An 18191-nucleotide genomic window follows, 5' to 3' on the forward strand; every position below is an offset into this window, starting at 1 on the left:
TAAAATCATTTCCCTCATCATTGAATTAAAACAATATAACTATCTATTATTCTTTAAATTATAAACTTTCCAAAAAAAACAACTGTGAAATAAAAGCAATACCTTCGTGTAAGAATGGATTTTTATTCATCTATTTTGTGTTTTTGCCCTGTAATTCTTTTGCAGGGTATTTTACATACATATTCTTAAGAAAAGAAGAGGTTGGGTAAACAATCGCAAAGTTTTATATTTTTTATTTAGACTAAATAATATAAAATAAATTGAATCATTGATTAAAAAAAATTAAACGCTGGTTCATAAATATTTATTTAATAATTTTGTAACATAAAATTTACAAAATGGGAATTATTTTAAAGCCTATAGATGTTGTAGATGATATTTCTAAAGAGGAATTCTTCGAAAAATATCTAAAGCCAAGAAGGCCCGTTGTCATCAAGAATATGGCAAAAAAGTGGCCTGCTTACCAAAAATGGACGATGGAATATATGAAGGAGGTTGTAGGAGATGTGGAGGTCCCGTTATATGACAGCTCAAAAGCAGATCCTTCTGCTCCCATCAATGCTTCTGCAGCCCAAATGAAATTCGGTGATTATATAGATCTTATTCAGAGAGAGCCTACTGATCTTAGAATTTTCCTTTTTGACCCGATAAAATACGCTCCGAAACTTCTGGAAGATTATATTTCTCCTAAAGAATTGATGGGTGGTTTCCTTGATAAATATCCGAATATGTTCTTCGGAGGAAAAGGATCCGTAACATTTCTGCATTTCGATATCGACATGGCGCACATTTTCCACACTCATTTCAACGGAAGAAAGCATGTTCTTCTTTTCGATTATAAGTGGCGTGAAAGATTGTACCAGATTCCTTATGCAACTTATGCTCTGGAAGATTATGATATTGAGAATCCTGATTTCACAAAGTTCCCTGCACTAGATGGCGTAGAAGGTATTGAATGTTTCTTGGAACATGGTGACACTTTATTTATGCCTACAGGATGGTGGCACTGGATGAAATACCTTGATGGATCTTTCTCAATCTCATTAAGAGCCTGGGATAAATCATGGGCAGTAAAGGCACATTCTTTATGGAATCTTACAGTACAGCGTAAATTTGACGACATTATGAAGTCTAATTTCAAAAAGAAATACATGGACTGGAAAGAGAAAATGGCTGTTAAAAGAGCTGAAGTAGCTTTAAAAAGAGGCTTACCAAGATAAATAAAAAAGACGTTTCAATGAAACGTCTTTTTTAGCTTAACTATTTATTTTCAAGCAGTTATAAAACTCTAAATACAGGATACTGTCTGAAAGTTTTTTCTTCAAAATAAGGAGAATGCCTGTACACCCAATCTAACTGGGCATTACCATCTTCTGATAGCTTTTTGTCTGATTTTTTTGCTGTTTCAAAAGCTTCTTTCAGTTTTGAATCTTTCTTCAACAGTTCTGCAGCAGTATCTTCAAAGATGTAAGCTGAATAATATTCTTTCTGAGCCAGAATACCATCAAAGAAGTTCCAGTTAAAAAAAGAGTCTAATGCTTCAGGTTCAAGGGTTTCTATAATATATTTAACCCCGGGTTGATTAGTAGAAACAATATAGTCTCCTGCTGCAAATTTCTGCTCTCTTTTGGTGGCATCTACTGTAGTTTCATAGTGCACATAATGTCCTTCATAAGGGTTTTTTACGGTTTTAAAGTCTTTGATTTTATAAGATTCTACGGCAATAGTACTATCTTTCTGAATGGATTTCATCTGAATACCATTTCTTCTAAATTCCTCAAGAACTCTGTATTGTGATTGTGGGATCACATAGTATTTAGGAATGGTAATATATCCTGTAGGAACCGCTGTGGTAAAAAGCTTTATATTCTTTGTAAAAGGCTTGTTTCTGTCATAATACAGTCTTGGCTTCCCGGAGATTTCACTTGGCTTATAGTTGCCTTCATAGCCTTTAAAATCCATGGTTGTATACTTTGTAGAATCAATTTTCCAGCGGATTCCGTATTGCTTCCCAGCCTGATACTGCTTAAGATTTTCTATACGAAGCTGTTTTATTTTCTGATAATCTTTATCCAGATTTTGCAGATTCACCAACATGTATTTGTAGGTAGCATCTACTCTTTTATCATAAGGTTTCAGCATATGGGTCTCAGGAACGGTTCCTAAAGAATTAAACAAAGTGGTATAACCTGTAGAATATCTCGGAGAATCCTCGAATGATGCAAAACCAACCTCAGGAATATCACCGTGAATATTCACGTAAGGCGTACTCTCGTAGCCTAATTTCTTCATATCATCAAGGTTTTTAGCCTGATAATCATTGTAAAAGTAGTTCCCTAATATATTTCCTAAGCGTTCTTTAAAGGTTGAGATATAAGTAAAAGTATACTGATAATCAGCTCCGTTACTAACGTGGTTATCAATAAAGACATCTGGTTTTAGCCATTGATAGATTTCCTGGAAGCTTCTCGCATTTTTAGTGTCAGCTTTAATAAAGTCTCTGTTCAGGTCATAGTTCCTTGCATTTCCTCTGAACCCGTACTGTTCCGGACCATTCTGATTGGCTCTTGAATGGGAGCCTCTGTTCAGCATTCCGCTGATATTGTAGGCTGAAATAGCAGCAATGATAAAGTTTTGCGGCGGTTTTATCTTCTTAGTAGCTAAATCCCTCATCAGCATCATGGTGGCATCAATGCCATCCGGTTCCCCTGGGTGAATTCCGTTGTTGACAAAGAGAATAGCTTTATCTTTTCTCAGTTTTTCAATATTCTTTTCAGGAAAGGGATTGTAAACAACTACATAGATCGGTTTTCCGTTATCATCTTCTCCTTTTTTAAGATATTGAATGGTATTAAAGTTTTTAACCAGATCCTGATAATAGGTGTTCATTTCATCATAGGTAACGGTTTGGTTACCATTTCCTTTTTCAAAAGGAGTCTGAAATGTTTTTTGCCCAAAAAACAGGGATGAGCTTAGAATAAGCAGCAGGTATTTCAGTTTCATTATTAACATATTTTCGGGATTTAAAATTAGTCAATAAGATCCTGTCAAAAAAACAAAATAGAGATCAATATATTATTTTCTCTTCTTTTTATTCAATTCTAATCAAGTTAAATGTTTCTTGATTTTATTTCTTTATTCACCAGATTTAAATTGATGAGTAGTGGCATCATCGTTACAGGCATTACAATGAACGGAGTGAATGCCACAAAAGGAAACCCTTTAGCTCCTTTGATGACCAGAAGTACAATGAAAGCGATAATTCCCAAGGCAAAAATAACTCCGAAGCCAATGGAAACTCCTTTGAGTGTATTTCTTTTTTTAATCAGCTCTTCGTTGCTTAATGCTTCATAAATATTTTTCTTCATAGAATACAGTTTTTACAAATATAGCTGGTTTTAGGGATATAAAATACTGTAAGAAAAGAGGAAAATCACTAAGTTTGAAAAGTGAGTACAGCTAATTCTCATTAGCCAGATTATACAGTTTAAATAATGAAGACAGAATTTATCAATGCTTTACACCAATTGAAAGAATGGATTTTAAAAAACGAAGTGGTTATTGAAACCCTTCAATGGAAAGATGGTAAACAAATCGTAGAATCAGAAATCTTAAAGTTTAATATTCAACCACTTTCCAACGAAGAAGTGGAAGAAATAAAAGCTTTTACCCAACATTTGCTTCCCGAATCCTATTATCATTTCCTGGCTGAAATTGGAAGCGGACAGTTTTTAATAGGTGAATTTTCACCCTGTTTCCAAATCTATAATTTAGCTGAATTACAAGAGTATAATGCTCTTGTTAAGCAGGAAATTGAGGATGCGGAAGAACAAGTCAATGATCAATTTATCATGATTGGTTCCCATTGTTCTATGGGAGACTGGATGGGATTTTGTACTACCAGAAATGATGAGAAAAACTATGATGTTTTTTGTCACGAATATCCGATTTCTGAATATTCAGAAATTTCGGATGAGTTAAATTCATGGCGAAGTTTTGAAGAATGGGTTATTAAAGCTGTCGAAACTAAAGGACAGGAAACGTTATAAGGTGTATATTATTTGTTCATCATATCTCCATTTCTCCCTTTTTCGTTAGGATATAAGGATGGAAGCAGATCGCTTTGCCAGAATTCATTGGTCTCAATATCCATGATGGATAAAGCTCCTGTAAAGGCTGCTCCTGTATCCATATTCCAGATATTGGCTTTATTGGTTGGTGTTTTACTTCCGATGTATAATGTTGGAGTATGTCCGATAAATATTTCCTTATAAAGAAGCAGTCGTTTAGGATAGAATACAGAATGTTTTTCCAGATTTTTATCCATGGCTACAGCTGTTTCCCAAAGGGTTCTGTCCCAACGGTAATTGCTGGAATATACTTCTTTTTCCGGACCATGCATTGAAGAATATCCGGCATGAATGAACAAACGGTTCTGATCGTCAACGTGATAACTTTTCATACGCTGGAAAAACTCAAGATGCAGCTCCTGATCTTCCTGAGAATAGTTTTCATAGCTATCTACCGTACTTTTTCCACCATTGGAAAGCCAGACACCAGGTCCTTCTCCGCGTGCTAACCAGTCTTCACACCAGACATCATGATTTCCTTTGATGAAAATACAGTCCTGCTTTTCCGAAAGTTCTATTAAAGACTGAATGACTTGGGAAGACTCACTCCAACCGTCTACATAATCTCCAAGAAAAATTAATTTGTCATTCGGGGTAACCTCTGCTCTTTCAAGTACCTGCTGCAATGCTTTGGATCCGCCGTGAATATCTCCTATTACTAATGTTCTGTTCATTTCATGTTTTAGTTAGTGAAAAGATAAGCCATTATCTTTAAAATAATGGCTTTTTTTAGTGCAACACTTCTGTTTTTATCACTTTGAAATATATTTCGGGTCTACAAACTCTGTAAGCCACACTCCGTTAGCTGATTGGAAGAATTCAACTCCTTCTTCATACATTTTTCCTGTTCTGATGGTCAGGATTGTAGGTTTTCCGTGTCTCATTCCAACCTTTGTAGCAGTCTCTTTATCAGCGCTCAAGTGTACATGCTGGCGGGTTCTTTTTTCAATTCCTTTTTCTAAAATGGAAGAAATATTAGCTTCCGCCGTTCCATGATACAAGAAATCGGGAGGTTGTATAGCTTTCAAGGCTAAATCTATATCAATAGAATGTCCCTGGCTGGCTCTGATCTTTGTTTTATCTTCATTAAAGGCAAATCTCTTTTTATTATTGGTTTCCACCACCTCATCTAATTCTTCCAGAGAAAAATGCACTCTTTTTTTCGCTGATTTTGCTCTCAGCTCTTCTACATCTGCCCATCCGTTTTCATCAAGTTTTAACCCGATCGTTTCGGGTTGGTGTCTCAAAATGAGGCTTAAAAATTTACTTATTCTTTTTGTTTCTATTTCGTTCATTGTTTTTTGTGTTTTCATTAAGCATTATAAAATTCCGGGGAAAAAGTGACTGTAAATCCTGTTGTTTTATTAATGGCATCTGCATATTGATCAAAATAATAAATTTCCGGTGTTGCCGAAAGCGTCACAAATGATTTCTCATACAGATAAACCCATAAACAAGCTTCAGCGGGTCCTCTTCCTTTCAACATATTTTGAATTTCTATTCCATTGATTTTATTCAGAGGAATTAATAAAGTTCTCTTTTGATCTGAAATACCCAGCAGACTATTTTGATTGTCTATCCAAAGTAAGGTCTTTTCCTTTACAATATTCAACAATTCAACCGGTGTCTCAAATGCATAATCCGGTGAATAATGAACATTGCAGTTTCCTATTTCCAATGCTTTATTGATTTCAATTCTTCCTTTATATTTCTTCAAAGGGTAATTCTGAATATCCTTCTCAGGAGCATATTTGGAAAACATATCGGCAAGGGCTTTTAGGAAAGATTTCATTGGTTGATTGGGTATTTATTGTTTAATTTTTCACATAGATTTTCAATATCATCTTTTCTTACCAAATCGTCAATCCATTGCTGGGGAATATTTTCAAATCCATAATAAATTCCTGCCAATCCCCCGGTAATAGCTCCTGTTGTGTCGGTATCTTCGCCAAGATTTACCGCTTTCAATACAGCTTCTGAATAACTTTCTGAGTTTAAAAAGCACCATAAAGAGGCTTCCAAGCTATGAAGAACATAACCACTTCCTCTTATTTCATCTTCTGGATAACCTGAAATATCATTTTTTAAAACCCTATGAAAGAGCTCTACTTCGCTTAAGCTAAACCATTGTTTTTCTGCATATTCCAAAGACAAATTTTGCATATACGTGTATGCTTCCGTTTTATTCTTTCCTTTTATTAGTTGAATTGTAAAAATTACATAAATAAAACAAGCAAAAACAGAACGGAAATGACCATGAGTAATCGTGGAGACTTCCTTTACCGATCGATAAATGTTTTCAATATTTTCTTCATCTTTTAAATAAAAAGCCAAAGGAAGAATTCTCATCAAAGATCCGTTTCCATTATCTTCTTCAAAAATATTTCCTGAAAATCGGGCGCTCTCTCCTTTAATTAATCTTGCAATGGCTTCCCGGGTAGTTCCTCCAATATCGAAAAGCCTTCCGTGAGCAGTCCAATGACCATATCTTACCCATTTTACAAAGCTTTGTCCTATTTTTTCCAGATTATAGCCTTTTGTAAGTATCTCAGCAAGGCAGAGTGTTAAAGAACTGTCATCACTCCAGGTACCTTTGGGCTGATTATGTGATCCGAATTCCTGCATTTCTGTAACAGGAAATCTTTTCAGATAATCTCTATCTTTAAACTCTACAGGAACTCCAAGGGCATCACCGATGCAAACTCCCATAATCCCTGCCTTTACTTTATTTTCCATTAGGCAAGATCTACCAGTTTATCAAATAAAAGCTTCATTCCCTGTGTGGCGGTTTCTTTCATCACTACTGCTCTTTCTCCATAGCCAAAGCCTGTTTCATTAGGATTGATTACGATTAAAAGGCAGTCATCCTTGATGTCATCGATTAATACCGATGCAGGATATACTCGTAAGGAGGTTCCAATTACCAGTAAGATATCTGAATCTTTTACCATTTCTCTGGCATCATGATATAAAGGAACGTCTTCCCCAAACCAAACGATAAAGGGTCTCAACTGGGCACCATCTTCAGCTTTATCTCCTATATTGATGTCATCTTTCTGTTCATAGATCAGCCTTTTATTGTTGCAGGAACATGATTTGAACAATTCTCCATGGATATGAAGGATCTTAGTGGAACCGGCCCTTTCATGCAGATCATCAATGTTTTGGGTAATGATCTGAACATCAAAATATTTTTCCAGTTCTGCCAAAAGTTGGTGCGCTTCGTTAGGTTCTACTTCATGCAGCTGACGTCTTCTCTGGTTATAAAATTCCAATACCAGAGCTCTATCTTTTTTCCATCCTTCCGGACTTGCTACATCGGTGATATTATGATTTTCCCACAAGCCATCTCCATCTCTGAAGGTTTTTATTCCGCTTTCGGCACTGATTCCTGCTCCGCTTAATATGGTTAGTTTTTTCATTGGTTTTAAATTTTTGTTTTGTACACTGTGTTTTTAGCCACTAATGCACGAATTTAATTGATTCTAAAAGGGTGAATTTAAAAGCTTTTTATAAATTTCTTCATTCTCTTCATCGAAACAGACAAAAATAACTTTCTCTAGAATATCTGAGTGAAAGTTTCTCACCTCATCAACCGCTATTTTTCCTACAAGTTCTTTCGGAAACCTATAAACTCCTGTGCTGATATTAGGAAATGCTATTGTTTTAACACCAAGATCTTCTGCCAGCTGTAAAGAGTTTTTATAACAATTTGACAAAAGTTTTGAGCTTTTTTCTTCATCTCCATTCCAGACTGGTCCTACAGTATGGATAACATATTGTGTAGGAAGATTTCCTGCTGTTGTTACTACTGCTTCTCCTGTATTACATTTACCCTGCCTGTTTCTGATCGCTCTGCATTCTTCCAGAATCTGAGATCCACCTGCACGATGTATGGCTCCATCTACACCACCTCCACCTAATAAGGAAGAATTAGCTGCGTTGACAATAGCATCAGCTTGAACTTTTGTGATGTCTCCTTTTATAATCTCAATTTTCATTATATTTCTTCAAATGGCATCAGCATTTCTTCTTTCTTAGTAAGCACTGCAAAAACCACTCTTTTAAATTTGTTCTTATATTTTCCCTGAAGATATTTTTTGAATAGACCCGCAATTTCTTTCGGATCATTTTTGAATACTCCACAACCCCAAGCTCCTAAGATTAAGGTTTCATTTCCCTGGTGTAAGGCTAATGCAAGCATTTTATCTGTTCTGATATCCATTGCTCCCAAAATCTCTTTCTCTCTTTGTGGTTCCTGACGTTTTACCACGCCTGCATTCACCGCTGCTGAAGTAATGAAATTACACATCACCGGTTTGGATAATAATTCTCCTTTATCTTTCCTGAAAACAGGAACTTTGGGGCTGTAAATCATAGTATCTGTATAAAAACAAGAGGTCATATTACGGTGTGTCGTGTAATAATCGTCTGCCATCAACAGGGTTTCATATAATGCGGAAGTTCTTGCTAGGCTTTCTTCCTGTGCTTCTGCTCCATTGATGAATCCACCACCCGGATTTTTTGCTGATGCAAAATTCAGACACATGGTCTTTTCCTGATCTTCTTCTGCTGCTAATTCTAAAATAGCTTTTAGAGAGCTGCAACGCCAGGTTTCAAATTGAGTTTCAAAATGAGTTTCAGGCAGTGGAGCAACAGTTAATTCAGCAAGTTGTTCCGGAGTGAAAAGAGCGGTTTCTTTTTTACTGATTTCCAGCTCTTTCGCTATATCTATTTTTTCGTTGTCTGTATTGATATAATATTTTCTGGCCAGGATATCTAATGTATCTTTTGCCATTCCTTTATTGGTCATGATTCTTTTTGTTTTTGGCCACGAATTTTTTAGCAAATACATCATTTCAAAAACTCATTGTAATCACACTGTGTATTGTATTCGTGCATTCGTGGCATTATCATTTAATTCTTTTTTTCACCACGAATGCACGAATGTTTTTACAATCTTAAAGATTCGTGGTGGTTATTTTTAAAGCATTCACCAGGCTTTCTATTTCCGTATTTGCAGATCCTTTAAAGTCGTTTCCTACAAATACTCTGATAACTTCTATGTTACCTACAATGGCTTGATTGAATGCATCCAGCTCTTCAGAAGGGACCCACAACTCATTATGGTTTCTGGCGCCTACATTCTGTGCCGGATATTGATTGGCTGCTTCCTCTGAAACATCAAAACGGGTTACAAAACCAAGATAATTTCCAAACTCATCTCTGGTATTCCATTTCTCAGCAATTTCTGAGGCATAGTCTTCATCCAGTACCGGATAAAAGATGGGTTGCCATTCCAGTCTTGGCGGAAATTTTTTGTATCCGTTCTCAATAATAAGAACCATTTCCTTCTCTCCTACCGGTCTGTACAATCTTGTTGTTTTCATTTTGTTCATTTTAATTTCCTGATCCTATCCTTTGAGCAATCTCACAGGACAGCGAATATATTTTTTCTATTCAAATTCTTTCGTCATTAATTAATCAAAATCATAGACATATACCTCAACATTTTTATTCAGTAAGGTTCTTTCTATGATAGGTTCTATATGTTCCCATTTTCCGCCAGCCAATCCGCATCCAATTCTCGGCATATGAATGCTTGCATCGAGTTCTATGGCTTCTTTGGCTAATGTTTCCAGACATTTTTCAATGGCTTCATAGCGAACGGGAACTCCATTACTTCCGGTTTTCATTCCCTTCTGGCCGATCATATTGGCTACATAGATGTATTTTTCAACCTGAATGATCTGAATTTCACCCAATCCAAAATTATTTTCACTTCTGAAACGGTGCCAGTTTCTGTATTCTTTCTCCGGTTCTTTCCACCTTTTGGAAACTGCCAATACAAAACCTTTTCCCCAACCTCCCAGATCGTTACAGATATGAGCAATGATTTTTATTCCTTTTGCCTGTGGAACCGTAGCATCTCCTTTTAAATAGTGTATCGTTTTCATTGTTTCTTTTTCAAAATGCATTATTTACCTCATCATTGTATTCCAACCCTAAATATAAGATAAAACCTCTGTATTCAGTATTAAATCAGTCTTTTAAAATCTTTTGAATAAGGAGAATAAGATCCGAAAATGGAATCAAATTTTATTTCCAGTTTATCAAATTTAAACTCCTCATCTATCTGATCCAGGCAGGTTACCACTAAATTCTTTTTTGTTGAATTGATATACGCTCCATCCAGCTTTAAGGCATAATTCAGAAGCTTATAATCTAAATCACCAAACCTTAGGTCTTTTTGGTATTCATTAAAGGTACAGGTTTCTTCTTCATTATTTTTCAGCATCAACTCTTTTTCATTGCTCATCCAACCATTTCCGTGGCGTGTTGCATAGCTTCTGGTCACATAAAACATCTCAATATCTTCAATTTGAAGTTTTTTACAGACCTCATATGCATTTTTTGAGGTGGTATGAGCATAGGTCACATTCGGAAAAACACCATGATCCATATCTAATAAAATTCCCTGGCTGCCTTCAAAAATGAGGTTTTCAAATGAATTCAGATAGCTGTAATCATCAATCCTCCAATCTATTTGCTCAATAACTTCTAAAAAAGGATTAATCTGTTCATTAATCTCATCTTCATCCATAAAACCGTAGTAATAAGCAATTCCTTTTAACTTTTCTACCAACATTTCTTTTGGTGCGATAAGATCAATCGCGAATAGCTTATAAGGGCTTTCATTTCTTTTCATGGTGGCTCCTACTCCTTTTCCGCAGGTTCCGTGTTCCAGATTTTTGGAACTGTTCCTGTTTTGCCAGACATCAAAAGGCGTGGTTACCTTGGCTAAAGGATGAATGTGAAACTCTGTATTTCCGTGTTTTGCTTTTAACTCTTCTCTTTCATTGAATAGAAATTGAGGATGAATCGTGCAATGTTCCGTAAAATAAGATGGTAATCCACGAAGCGCTCCGCTTGCAAAACTGGAATGAACGTGCTTTCTATCATCGATCATTACAGTATGGGCCGCCTGCTGTCCTCCTGAAAACCGGATCACCACAGACTCAGGGTTTTGCTGAGCCAGAAAATCTGTAGTAATTCCCTTTCCTTCATCTCCGAAACTTAATCCTATAACTATCTGCGCCTTTTTCATGTCTGACATTTTTAAAATTATTGCCCTGCCGGCAAATTGGTGATCTAAAGCATCTGTACGTTATCTAATCCGTCCAGATTTGGTGTTCCAAAAGTTTTATCTTTAAACTTTTCACAGATAATCCTTTTGATTACTTCCGGAATAGCTCTGTGATCTTCTATTGATATACAATTCTGCCCCAGCAACTCTTTCCAGCCTCTGTCTGCTCTTACAGCCTGATCGGAATGTAACACACTGATGTGATACACTTCATATCTTTTTTTTGCTTCTTCCAACAGCTCATAATGAGTATAAGTTTGCTGTCCTGAACCCATAATTTCCCTGATGGCCGATGCTGGAAGTACATTCAGGCAAGGTTCGTCTCCTACTGTAAACAATAATCCTTTCTGGTTTCTTTTTTCAAAAGCATCTGTTCTGGTATGGAAAGCAGCAAAATACCATGCTAAAAGATAACTTTCACCAGCATTTCCACCGCCTCCGGATTCAATATAAGTTCTGGTAAGCCACATATCTAATTCTTCATCTCCAGACTCAAACTGTCCTACCTGAAGTGGATAGCTGTCGCATTCATGATCACCTATTCCCAAGAAAAGCAGTGCAGGATCTGGAACTCCACTTTGAATAATCCCACCCATCAGCTTTGGTAAGCCTTCTCTGATAAGCTCATGAGGAATATGGCCCATACTTCCCGTAACATCCAATCCCAGAATAATAGGAACTGAATTAGGATGTACTTCAGAATCTCTGGATTCCCTGAAAGAAATTCCCTGAGGAATCATTGATGGATGTGCCTGTCTTTTGGCATTCTGTGTGAAGATTTCTGCTGCGGATTTTGTTTTGTAACCTGCTTTGCTTGCTCTGTCATAACGAGCATCTATATCGTATCTTGTACTTCCCATGACTAAAATGTTTTTCCAAATAAATATTCAAATCTCTTTTGAGTAACTTCTAGCTGAATATTTAGATTTCTGATTGTTAATGATAATTCCATGTCTTTCTGAACGAATGCTTCGGGATTAAAATCCGCAAAAGTCAAACTGTTTCTGTCCAAAGGACTGATGTCAATAAGTCCTTCCTGCTCACGCTCGAGTCTTTTTATTTTCAACTCGATGTCTTCTACCTTGCGCCTGTAGATCAATTCTGAATCGTCTCCGATCGTTCGCGCACGGTCTTCTCTGATCTGATCATTGTTTCTCTGTAATGATTCGACAAATCTTGGTTTTAATTCATCTTCCATAGCTGATCATTTTTTGTGTTATTATTACGCTAATTAAAAAGAGCATAGTTATGCATCATTCCTGCATTCATTTTAACAGGAATACATTACATCAGTTCTTAAAACATATTTTAGTCCACTTATCAGTGTTTTACCTTCATGTCGTAAAGGATGATAAAAAACTAAGGCTGTACCCTTTTTAGGAGCTACTGTAAATAGGTTTTCAAATTCTGTTTCTCCGCCGTCAAAATCATCATTCAGATAGATTAAAAATGTATAGAAACTTTTTTCTTTTTCATTTCTGATATAGCTTCCGTCACGATGCATTTTGAATTGCTGCCCGGGAGAATATTTATACACTCTGAACATTTCATTAAAGTTCAAAAGGCTGTAGTTTTCATGTTCCTGTGGAAGAAATTCGGATACTCTTTTGAAAAGGTCTTCAGCAAGATTATTATCGAAAATCATCAACCTATCATTGTTTCTGATTCCTTTACTCATCATCTGGCGTCCCCCAACATTGATCTTGGCTTCTTCAAAGGTTTTTCCCTCTGATAAGGCAATGTATTCGTCACATTCAGCTTCTGAGAGAAAATCCTCAATCAGAAATATCTGCGGATGTAGATCTGTTTTTTCCATGATTAATATTCTGTGACTGGTTGTTGTGTTTTTACCCTCTTAATTCATCCCGAACTTCCATTAAAGCAAATCCTAAAAGGTTTTTTCCATTCCATAATAAAGGATTTTCTGCTCTTAAATCTGTTTCCAGCATTCCAATTCCCCAAATGGTATCATAAGGACTGGCTTCCACCAGGATCTTATCCCCAGTTGATAAAAGAAAGTCTTTGTATTTCTTATTTTGTGAGAACTTTAAAAGATTTCCCTGTTTTACAATCTCATATTTATGTTCATCCCAAAGTTTCGGATCAAAGTTTTTTACTTTTCTTCCTAAGGCTTTCACCTGATTAGGGCTGGCTGCTTTTAATATTTTTTCTAAAATTTCAGCATCATTAAATAATCTTGCTTTACCAGCCATCATATAATGTTCTGCTGTTTTGTAAACAATTCCATTTTCTTCAAAATGTCCTGTAAACCATTGACTAAAACATGATTTTGTAATTTCATCCTTAACCGTGTGTCCCCAGAAAAATAAAAACTTTATCCTTTCTTTTTTCTGAAATCTGTTTTTGATATTTTGTATGGTGTATTTCATATTGTGTTATTTCTACGCAAATGTAGCGCAATATCAATTTATTTTCCAAATTTATTTGTGTTAATTTTACACTAATGTATATAATACACTGATTATCAGATACAAAATCTAATTATTATAAACAACAAATAACACGAATATTTAGCACAAGCGACACTAACGTATTAGGTTTCGGCTAAAGCCATTGGAATTTTTGTTCATAAAAAAACGGGCTAAAGCCCGTTTCTATTGAATGTATTTTTTGGATGTCATTTGCATATAAAATATTTTAACAAAAGTTTTACTATCCTAGTAGCATATAAATTTGTGATTATTCGTGAAAAATATTTGTGTCATTTGTGGTTAAAACCTATTTGATTTCGAAATAGAATCCTTGCTCTTCCAACTCTTTATATTTTTCCTGATTAAAGGTAAAAAGTTTTCCAGGCCTTCCGCTTCCCTCTTTTTTGACATTATTGGTTTCATTAAGTAATCCGTAGCTCATAATCTTTTTACGGAAGTTTCTGCGGTCTATTTCCTGTCCTACAATTGTTTTGTATAAGTTTTCAAGGTCAGAAAAAGGAAATTCTTCATTAAGAAGATTAAAGCCAATTGGCTGGTATTGAATTTTGGTGCGAAGCCTTTTTAAGGCAATATCAATAATATTTTTGTGATCAAAAGCAACCAAAGGGAGTTGATTTACACTGAACCATTGAGCATCATCAGCATCGGAGTCTGCAAAAAGTTCATGGTAAGATGGGTTTACAAGGCCCAAATAAGCCACAGAAACCACTCTGTTTCTTGGATCGCGGCCTACGTTACCAAATGTATAGAGCTGTTCTAAAAAATCAGGTTTTATGCCTGCCTCTTCATGAAGTTCTCTTTTTACGGCATCATCCAGATTTTCATCATCCAAAACTAGTCCTCCCGGAAGCGCCCACCCCCCTTTAAAAGGTTCTATATTTCTTTTAATGAGAAGGATTTGAAGATCTTTTTTATCGAAATATCCAAAGATAACGGCATCTACCGCTACTTTGATATCCTGTAATTTTTTGGAGACTCCATAAATATATTTGCGTTACGAATACGCAAAGCTATGAATAAATATTTAGTATTTTTACTAAATGATAAAAAAGCTGCTTTACTTCAGTCTTATCCTTGGACTATTCTCATGTAAAAAAGAAGCGTCATTTGCAGATTCCATCATTTTAGACCATGAAAAAAATGAGAAGCTAACTTACCAAAAGTTTAACGAAGGAATAGGAGAAACAGAAACTGGATTAATATACATTGGCAAAGATCCTTCCAACGTGAAAGTAAAATATTACAGTTCAATGATACCTGCTCCTCCACCTCCGCCCGGTACAGAAGTTGAAAACAATCCTATCCATAATACTGCATATTTTCATGGAGATTTTGAAAGAATGAAGTTTTCTAAAACATCAGTTAATTTTGATTCTTTATCTGAAAATAATGTCAAAATTGTCATCAAACCCAATGACACTATCCCTAAATATGCATACAATTCAGAAACAGGAACTCTTAAAAAATATAAAGCCTTTCCTGTATTTATCAAGAATATTTCAAATCGGAAATTAATACTTCCTGACCTTAAAAATCTACCACTTGCTATACTTGACGATAAACAAAAATGGCAAATGATATGGAATGACAATGCCCTTATTTGCGGAACCGGTTGGGGTATGCATTACTGGGAATTTGAACCTAATGAAATCATGATATTTTCAGTTAATTATCTCACAGGAAATGACCGGGGGAAATTTAAAGTCACGCTGTTCGATAGTTCTTCTGAATCATTTATGATGAATTATGATAAAAATATACTCAAAGAGCAAAGAAGGTATGGCGAAGTAAAATAAAAACTGTGCCCTTTAAAGAAAGGGATTGGTTTGATTTAATTTTGATTTTTATTAAGGATATACTATCATAAAAATATTTTACTAGTAATAAAAGTTCATATCTTTAAGTTATTATTATAACCAACTTAAAATTAAATATTTATGAAAAATTTACTAGCAATCATCACTATTGGTTTTTTACTTACATCATGTGACAAAGGAAAAACCACAGCCTCTGAGACATCAGATAAGAAAGACTCCGGCACTGTTGCTTCTGAATGGAAGCCTGTAGATTCTGCTGCTGCCACAAAAGCCTGGATGGAATTTGCAACTCCGGGTGACATGCATAAAATGCTGGCCAAATTTGACGGTAACTGGACGGGTGCAACCAGTATGTGGATGGACGACAGTGGAAAAGCAGCAACCAGCACATCTGAATGTACTAATAAAATGATCTTTGAAGGCCGTTATCAGGTAAGCAATTACAAAGGAAATTTTATGGGAATGCCTTTTGAAGGCATGAGTATTATGGGTTATGACAACGCTAAGAAAAAATTTGTAAGCACATGGATAGACAATATGGGAACAGGTTTAATGCGTGCAGAAGGAGACTGGGATCCAGCTAAAAAATCAATTAATTTTAAAGGTAAGATGACAGATCCAAGCCAACCGGGAAAAGAATGTGAAGTAAGGGAAGTTTACACGTTTACTGACGATAATAACCATACTTTGGAAATGTATGGACCTAATCCTAAAACAGGAAAGGAGATGAAAACAATGGAAATAAAATTCACCCGCAAAAAGTAAAAATAAAAAAACCGCTTCTTAATGGAAGCGGTTTTTGTTTTATAATGAATTAGTCATTCAGCTTTAATACAGCCATGAACGCCGATTGTGGTACTTCTACTCTACCGATCTGCTTCATTTTCTTCTTACCTTCTTTCTGCTTTTCCAATAGCTTACGCTTTCTGGAAATATCCCCTCCGTAACATTTTGCGGTAACGTCTTTTCTTAAGGCTTTGATGGTTTCTCTTGCAATAACCTTCGTTCCCAAAGCTGCCTGAACAGCAATATCAAACTGTTGTCTAGGAATCAGCTCACGAAGTTTTTCACACATTCTCTTACCAATATAGTAAGCATTACTGTCGTGAATCAAAGATGAAAGAGCATCTACCATATCACCGTTAATCAGGATATCCATTTTTACAAGCTTGGAAGCTCTGAATCCGATTGGGTGGTAGTCAAATGATGCATATCCTTTAGAGATTGATTTCAATCTGTCATAGAAGTCAAATACAACTTCTGCAAGAGGCATATTGAAAATTAATTCAACTCTTTCAGATGTTAAATAACTCTGGTTAACGATCTCCCCTCTTTTCTCAATACATAAAGTCATTACGGCTCCAACAAAATCAGATTTTGTAATGATAGAAGCCTTAATGAAAGGTTCTTCTACTCTATCCATTGTGGAAGGATCCATCATTTCAGATGGGTTGTTAATCAAAATCGGAACTTCAGGTTCTTTTTTAGTATACCCGAAGTAAGATACGTTAGGTACCGTAGTAATAACGTTCATATTGAATTCTCTGTCCAAACGTTCCTGAACAATTTCCATGTGAAGCATTCCTAAGAATCCGCAACGGAATCCGAAACCAAGAGCTGCAGAACTTTCCGGTTCAAAAACCAAAGAAGCATCATTCAGTCTTAATTTTTCAAGAGAGAATCTTAATTCTTCAAAATCCTCAGAATCAATTGGATAAATACCCGCGAATACCATTGGTTTTACCTCTTCAAATCCATCAATCGGACCATCTGCAGGTTTATCAAAAGAAGTAATGGTATCTCCTACTTTTACTTCACGGGCATCTTTAATCCCTGAAACCAAATATCCTACGTCTCCACACTGAATGGTTTTCTTTGGAACCTGCTTCAGCTTTAGAGTACCTACCTCATCTGCTCCATATTCTTTTCCAGTTGCAAAGAATTTGATCTTCTCATTCTTAGTGATGCTACCGTTGACTACTTTGAAGTAAGCTTCAATTCCTCTGAACGGGTTGTAAACAGAGTCAAAGATCAAAGCTTGAAGCGGACCGTCAGGATTTCCTACTGGTGCAGGAATTCTTTCAACAATCTGCTCTAACAGGTTATGAACACCTTCTCCTGTTTTTCCTGAAACTCTCAATACATCTTCATATTCACATCCGATAAGATTCATAATCTCATCAGTTACTTCTTCAGGGTTGGCAGACGGAAGGTCAATTTTATTCAGAATCGGAATGATTGTTAAATCATTTTCCAATGCTAAATATAAATTACTGATGGTCTGAGCCTGAATACTCTGTGCTGCATCTACAATAAGAAGTGCTCCTTCACAGGCAGCAATAGAACGGGAAACTTCATAAGAAAAGTCTACGTGTCCCGGTGTATCAATCAGGTTTAGAATATATTTTTCTCCTTTATATTCATAATCCATCTGGATTGCGTGAGATTTAATGGTAATCCCACGTTCCTTTTCCAAATCCATATCATCCAGCGTCTGAGACTGTAATTCTCTTTGAGTAACAGTGTTTGTATACTCCAAAAGACGGTCTGCCAGGGTACTTTTACCATGGTCGATATGAGCGATTATGCAAAAATTTCGTATGTTTTTCATTTAAGAATCTTGTAATTTGCAAAGATAAAAAAA

22 protein-coding genes are annotated in these 18191 nt (G+C 35.8%); 4 read left to right on the forward strand and 18 right to left on the reverse strand.

What is annotated here, in order from left to right:
• Positions 1 to 338 precede the first annotated feature (338 nt).
• Positions 339 to 1220 (forward strand): cupin-like domain-containing protein, encoded by an 882-nt coding sequence (locus BOQ64_RS16690; RefSeq protein ID WP_129058873.1) that lies wholly within the window; start codon positions 339 to 341, stop codon positions 1218 to 1220.
• A 58-nt stretch (positions 1221 to 1278) separates the two neighbouring features.
• Here the strand turns inward: BOQ64_RS16690 and BOQ64_RS16695 are convergent, their stop codons facing one another.
• Together BOQ64_RS16695 and BOQ64_RS16700 are read right to left on the reverse strand one after the other, a co-directional pair.
• Positions 1279 to 3003, reverse strand: coding sequence for a hypothetical protein (locus tag BOQ64_RS16695; RefSeq protein WP_129058874.1), 1725 nt, complete (start codon positions 3001 to 3003; stop codon positions 1279 to 1281).
• 107 nt (positions 3004 to 3110) lie between these two features.
• The gene (locus tag BOQ64_RS16700) at positions 3111 to 3368 is read right to left on the reverse strand and encodes a hypothetical protein (RefSeq protein ID WP_129058875.1); all 258 of its coding nucleotides are present in this window, start codon (positions 3366 to 3368) and stop codon (positions 3111 to 3113) included.
• Positions 3369 to 3494: 126 nt separating this feature from the next.
• On the opposite strand from BOQ64_RS16700, the gene BOQ64_RS16705 reads away from it, so the two are divergent.
• Positions 3495 to 4049 (forward strand): SMI1/KNR4 family protein, encoded by a 555-nt coding sequence (locus tag BOQ64_RS16705; RefSeq protein ID WP_129058876.1) that lies wholly within the window; start codon positions 3495 to 3497, stop codon positions 4047 to 4049.
• 8 nt (positions 4050 to 4057) lie between these two features.
• Here the strand turns inward: BOQ64_RS16705 and BOQ64_RS16710 are convergent, their stop codons facing one another.
• The 15 genes from BOQ64_RS16710 to BOQ64_RS16780 form a co-directional block, all read right to left on the reverse strand.
• Complete coding sequence (locus BOQ64_RS16710) at positions 4058 to 4804, reverse strand: metallophosphoesterase (RefSeq protein ID WP_129058877.1); 747 nt, start codon at positions 4802 to 4804, stop codon at positions 4058 to 4060.
• Positions 4805 to 4882: 78 nt separating this feature from the next.
• Positions 4883 to 5425, reverse strand: a complete 543-nt coding sequence (locus tag BOQ64_RS16715) for an RNA 2'-phosphotransferase (RefSeq protein WP_129058878.1) — start codon at positions 5423 to 5425, stop codon at positions 4883 to 4885.
• Positions 5426 to 5442: 17 nt separating this feature from the next.
• Entirely contained in the window at positions 5443 to 5922 is a 480-nt protein-coding gene (locus tag BOQ64_RS16720; protein WP_129058879.1) for a hypothetical protein, read from the reverse strand.
• Positions 5919 to 6866, reverse strand: coding sequence for an ADP-ribosylglycohydrolase family protein (locus BOQ64_RS16725; RefSeq protein ID WP_129058880.1), 948 nt, complete (start codon positions 6864 to 6866; stop codon positions 5919 to 5921). Before BOQ64_RS16725 ends, BOQ64_RS16720 begins: the two co-directional genes overlap by 4 nt.
• Positions 6866 to 7552: a Sir2 family NAD-dependent protein deacetylase gene (locus tag BOQ64_RS16730; RefSeq protein WP_129058881.1), complete on the reverse strand. Its 687-nt coding sequence runs from the start codon at positions 7550 to 7552 to the stop codon at positions 6866 to 6868. The genes BOQ64_RS16725 and BOQ64_RS16730 overlap by 1 nt, the downstream gene beginning before the upstream one ends.
• Before the next feature lie 63 nt (positions 7553 to 7615).
• On the reverse strand, positions 7616 to 8131 hold the full coding sequence (locus BOQ64_RS16735; protein WP_129058882.1) for an O-acetyl-ADP-ribose deacetylase: 516 nt from the start codon (positions 8129 to 8131) through the stop codon (positions 7616 to 7618).
• A complete protein-coding gene (locus BOQ64_RS16740) occupies positions 8131 to 8943 on the reverse strand; it encodes a TIGR02452 family protein (RefSeq protein ID WP_129058883.1) in 813 nt (270 codons plus the stop codon). Before BOQ64_RS16740 ends, BOQ64_RS16735 begins: the two co-directional genes overlap by 1 nt.
• A 148-nt stretch (positions 8944 to 9091) precedes the next feature.
• Positions 9092 to 9520: an ADP-ribosylation/crystallin J1 gene (locus BOQ64_RS16745; RefSeq protein WP_129058884.1), complete on the reverse strand. Its 429-nt coding sequence runs from the start codon at positions 9518 to 9520 to the stop codon at positions 9092 to 9094.
• A 90-nt stretch (positions 9521 to 9610) separates the two neighbouring features.
• Complete coding sequence (locus tag BOQ64_RS16750) at positions 9611 to 10087, reverse strand: macro domain-containing protein (RefSeq protein ID WP_129058885.1); 477 nt, start codon at positions 10085 to 10087, stop codon at positions 9611 to 9613.
• A gap of 80 nt (positions 10088 to 10167) precedes the next feature.
• Positions 10168 to 11238: an adenylosuccinate synthetase gene (locus tag BOQ64_RS16755; RefSeq protein WP_129058886.1), complete on the reverse strand. Its 1071-nt coding sequence runs from the start codon at positions 11236 to 11238 to the stop codon at positions 10168 to 10170.
• Between the two features lie 44 nt (positions 11239 to 11282).
• Positions 11283 to 12137, reverse strand: coding sequence for a hypothetical protein (locus tag BOQ64_RS16760; protein WP_129058887.1), 855 nt, complete (start codon positions 12135 to 12137; stop codon positions 11283 to 11285).
• Between the two features lie 2 nt (positions 12138 to 12139).
• Positions 12140 to 12475 carry a hypothetical protein gene (locus BOQ64_RS16765; RefSeq protein WP_129058888.1) on the reverse strand — a complete coding sequence of 112 codons (336 nt, stop codon included), beginning with the start codon at positions 12473 to 12475 and terminating at the stop codon, positions 12140 to 12142.
• Between the two features lie 72 nt (positions 12476 to 12547).
• Complete coding sequence (locus BOQ64_RS16770) at positions 12548 to 13093, reverse strand: prolyl hydroxylase family protein (RefSeq protein WP_129058889.1); 546 nt, start codon at positions 13091 to 13093, stop codon at positions 12548 to 12550.
• Positions 13094 to 13124: 31 nt separating this feature from the next.
• Complete coding sequence (locus BOQ64_RS16775; protein ID WP_129058890.1) at positions 13125 to 13667, reverse strand: NADAR family protein; 543 nt, start codon at positions 13665 to 13667, stop codon at positions 13125 to 13127.
• A 349-nt stretch (positions 13668 to 14016) separates the two neighbouring features.
• On the reverse strand, positions 14017 to 14715 hold the full coding sequence (locus BOQ64_RS16780) for an NUDIX hydrolase (protein WP_129058891.1): 699 nt from the start codon (positions 14713 to 14715) through the stop codon (positions 14017 to 14019).
• 55 nt (positions 14716 to 14770) lie between these two features.
• On the opposite strand from BOQ64_RS16780, the gene BOQ64_RS16785 reads away from it, so the two are divergent.
• Both BOQ64_RS16785 and BOQ64_RS16790 read left to right on the forward strand, forming a co-directional pair.
• Positions 14771 to 15526 carry a hypothetical protein gene (locus tag BOQ64_RS16785; RefSeq protein WP_129058892.1) on the forward strand — a complete coding sequence of 252 codons (756 nt, stop codon included), beginning with the start codon at positions 14771 to 14773 and terminating at the stop codon, positions 15524 to 15526.
• A gap of 141 nt (positions 15527 to 15667) precedes the next feature.
• Entirely contained in the window at positions 15668 to 16312 is a 645-nt protein-coding gene (locus BOQ64_RS16790; RefSeq protein WP_129058893.1) for a DUF1579 domain-containing protein, read from the forward strand.
• 49 nt (positions 16313 to 16361) lie between these two features.
• Here the strand turns inward: BOQ64_RS16790 and lepA are convergent, their stop codons facing one another.
• Complete coding sequence (lepA, locus tag BOQ64_RS16795) at positions 16362 to 18158, reverse strand: translation elongation factor 4 (RefSeq protein WP_065395526.1); 1797 nt, start codon at positions 18156 to 18158, stop codon at positions 16362 to 16364.
• Positions 18159 to 18191 lie beyond the last annotated feature (33 nt).

Origin of the sequence: Chryseobacterium sp. CH25, from assembly GCF_004119455.1 — a bacterium.
In the GTDB taxonomy this organism is placed as follows: domain Bacteria; phylum Bacteroidota; class Bacteroidia; order Flavobacteriales; family Weeksellaceae; genus Chryseobacterium.

What these genes read in the sequence shown, in the direction of transcription:
- BOQ64_RS16720 (WP_129058879.1), bottom strand. Translation starts at nt 5,922, where the DNA reads ATGAAATCTTTCCTAAAAGCCCTTGCCGATATGTTTTCCAAATATGCT.
- BOQ64_RS16775 (WP_129058890.1), bottom strand. Translation starts at nt 13,667, where the DNA reads ATGAAATACACCATACAAAATATCAAAAACAGATTTCAGAAAAAAGAA.
- BOQ64_RS16715 (WP_129058878.1), bottom strand. Translation starts at nt 5,425, where the DNA reads ATGAACGAAATAGAAACAAAAAGAATAAGTAAATTTTTAAGCCTCATT.
- BOQ64_RS16740 (WP_129058883.1), bottom strand. Translation starts at nt 8,943, where the DNA reads ATGACCAATAAAGGAATGGCAAAAGATACATTAGATATCCTGGCCAGA.
- BOQ64_RS16730 (WP_129058881.1), bottom strand. Translation starts at nt 7,552, where the DNA reads ATGAAAAAACTAACCATATTAAGCGGAGCAGGAATCAGTGCCGAAAGC.
- BOQ64_RS16690 (WP_129058873.1), top strand. Translation starts at nt 339, where the DNA reads ATGGGAATTATTTTAAAGCCTATAGATGTTGTAGATGATATTTCTAAA.
- BOQ64_RS16785 (WP_129058892.1), top strand. Translation starts at nt 14,771, where the DNA reads ATGATAAAAAAGCTGCTTTACTTCAGTCTTATCCTTGGACTATTCTCA.
- BOQ64_RS16770 (WP_129058889.1), bottom strand. Translation starts at nt 13,093, where the DNA reads ATGGAAAAAACAGATCTACATCCGCAGATATTTCTGATTGAGGATTTT.
- BOQ64_RS16765 (WP_129058888.1), bottom strand. Translation starts at nt 12,475, where the DNA reads ATGGAAGATGAATTAAAACCAAGATTTGTCGAATCATTACAGAGAAAC.
- BOQ64_RS16710 (WP_129058877.1), bottom strand. Translation starts at nt 4,804, where the DNA reads ATGAACAGAACATTAGTAATAGGAGATATTCACGGCGGATCCAAAGCA.
- BOQ64_RS16700 (WP_129058875.1), bottom strand. Translation starts at nt 3,368, where the DNA reads ATGAAGAAAAATATTTATGAAGCATTAAGCAACGAAGAGCTGATTAAA.
- BOQ64_RS16725 (WP_129058880.1), bottom strand. Translation starts at nt 6,866, where the DNA reads ATGGAAAATAAAGTAAAGGCAGGGATTATGGGAGTTTGCATCGGTGAT.
- BOQ64_RS16745 (WP_129058884.1), bottom strand. Translation starts at nt 9,520, where the DNA reads ATGAAAACAACAAGATTGTACAGACCGGTAGGAGAGAAGGAAATGGTT.
- BOQ64_RS16705 (WP_129058876.1), top strand. Translation starts at nt 3,495, where the DNA reads ATGAAGACAGAATTTATCAATGCTTTACACCAATTGAAAGAATGGATT.
- BOQ64_RS16790 (WP_129058893.1), top strand. Translation starts at nt 15,668, where the DNA reads ATGAAAAATTTACTAGCAATCATCACTATTGGTTTTTTACTTACATCA.
- BOQ64_RS16735 (WP_129058882.1), bottom strand. Translation starts at nt 8,131, where the DNA reads ATGAAAATTGAGATTATAAAAGGAGACATCACAAAAGTTCAAGCTGAT.
- BOQ64_RS16750 (WP_129058885.1), bottom strand. Translation starts at nt 10,087, where the DNA reads ATGAAAACGATACACTATTTAAAAGGAGATGCTACGGTTCCACAGGCA.
- BOQ64_RS16755 (WP_129058886.1), bottom strand. Translation starts at nt 11,238, where the DNA reads ATGAAAAAGGCGCAGATAGTTATAGGATTAAGTTTCGGAGATGAAGGA.
- BOQ64_RS16695 (WP_129058874.1), bottom strand. Translation starts at nt 3,003, where the DNA reads ATGAAACTGAAATACCTGCTGCTTATTCTAAGCTCATCCCTGTTTTTT.
- BOQ64_RS16760 (WP_129058887.1), bottom strand. Translation starts at nt 12,137, where the DNA reads ATGGGAAGTACAAGATACGATATAGATGCTCGTTATGACAGAGCAAGC.
- lepA (WP_065395526.1), bottom strand. Translation starts at nt 18,158, where the DNA reads ATGAAAAACATACGAAATTTTTGCATAATCGCTCATATCGACCATGGT.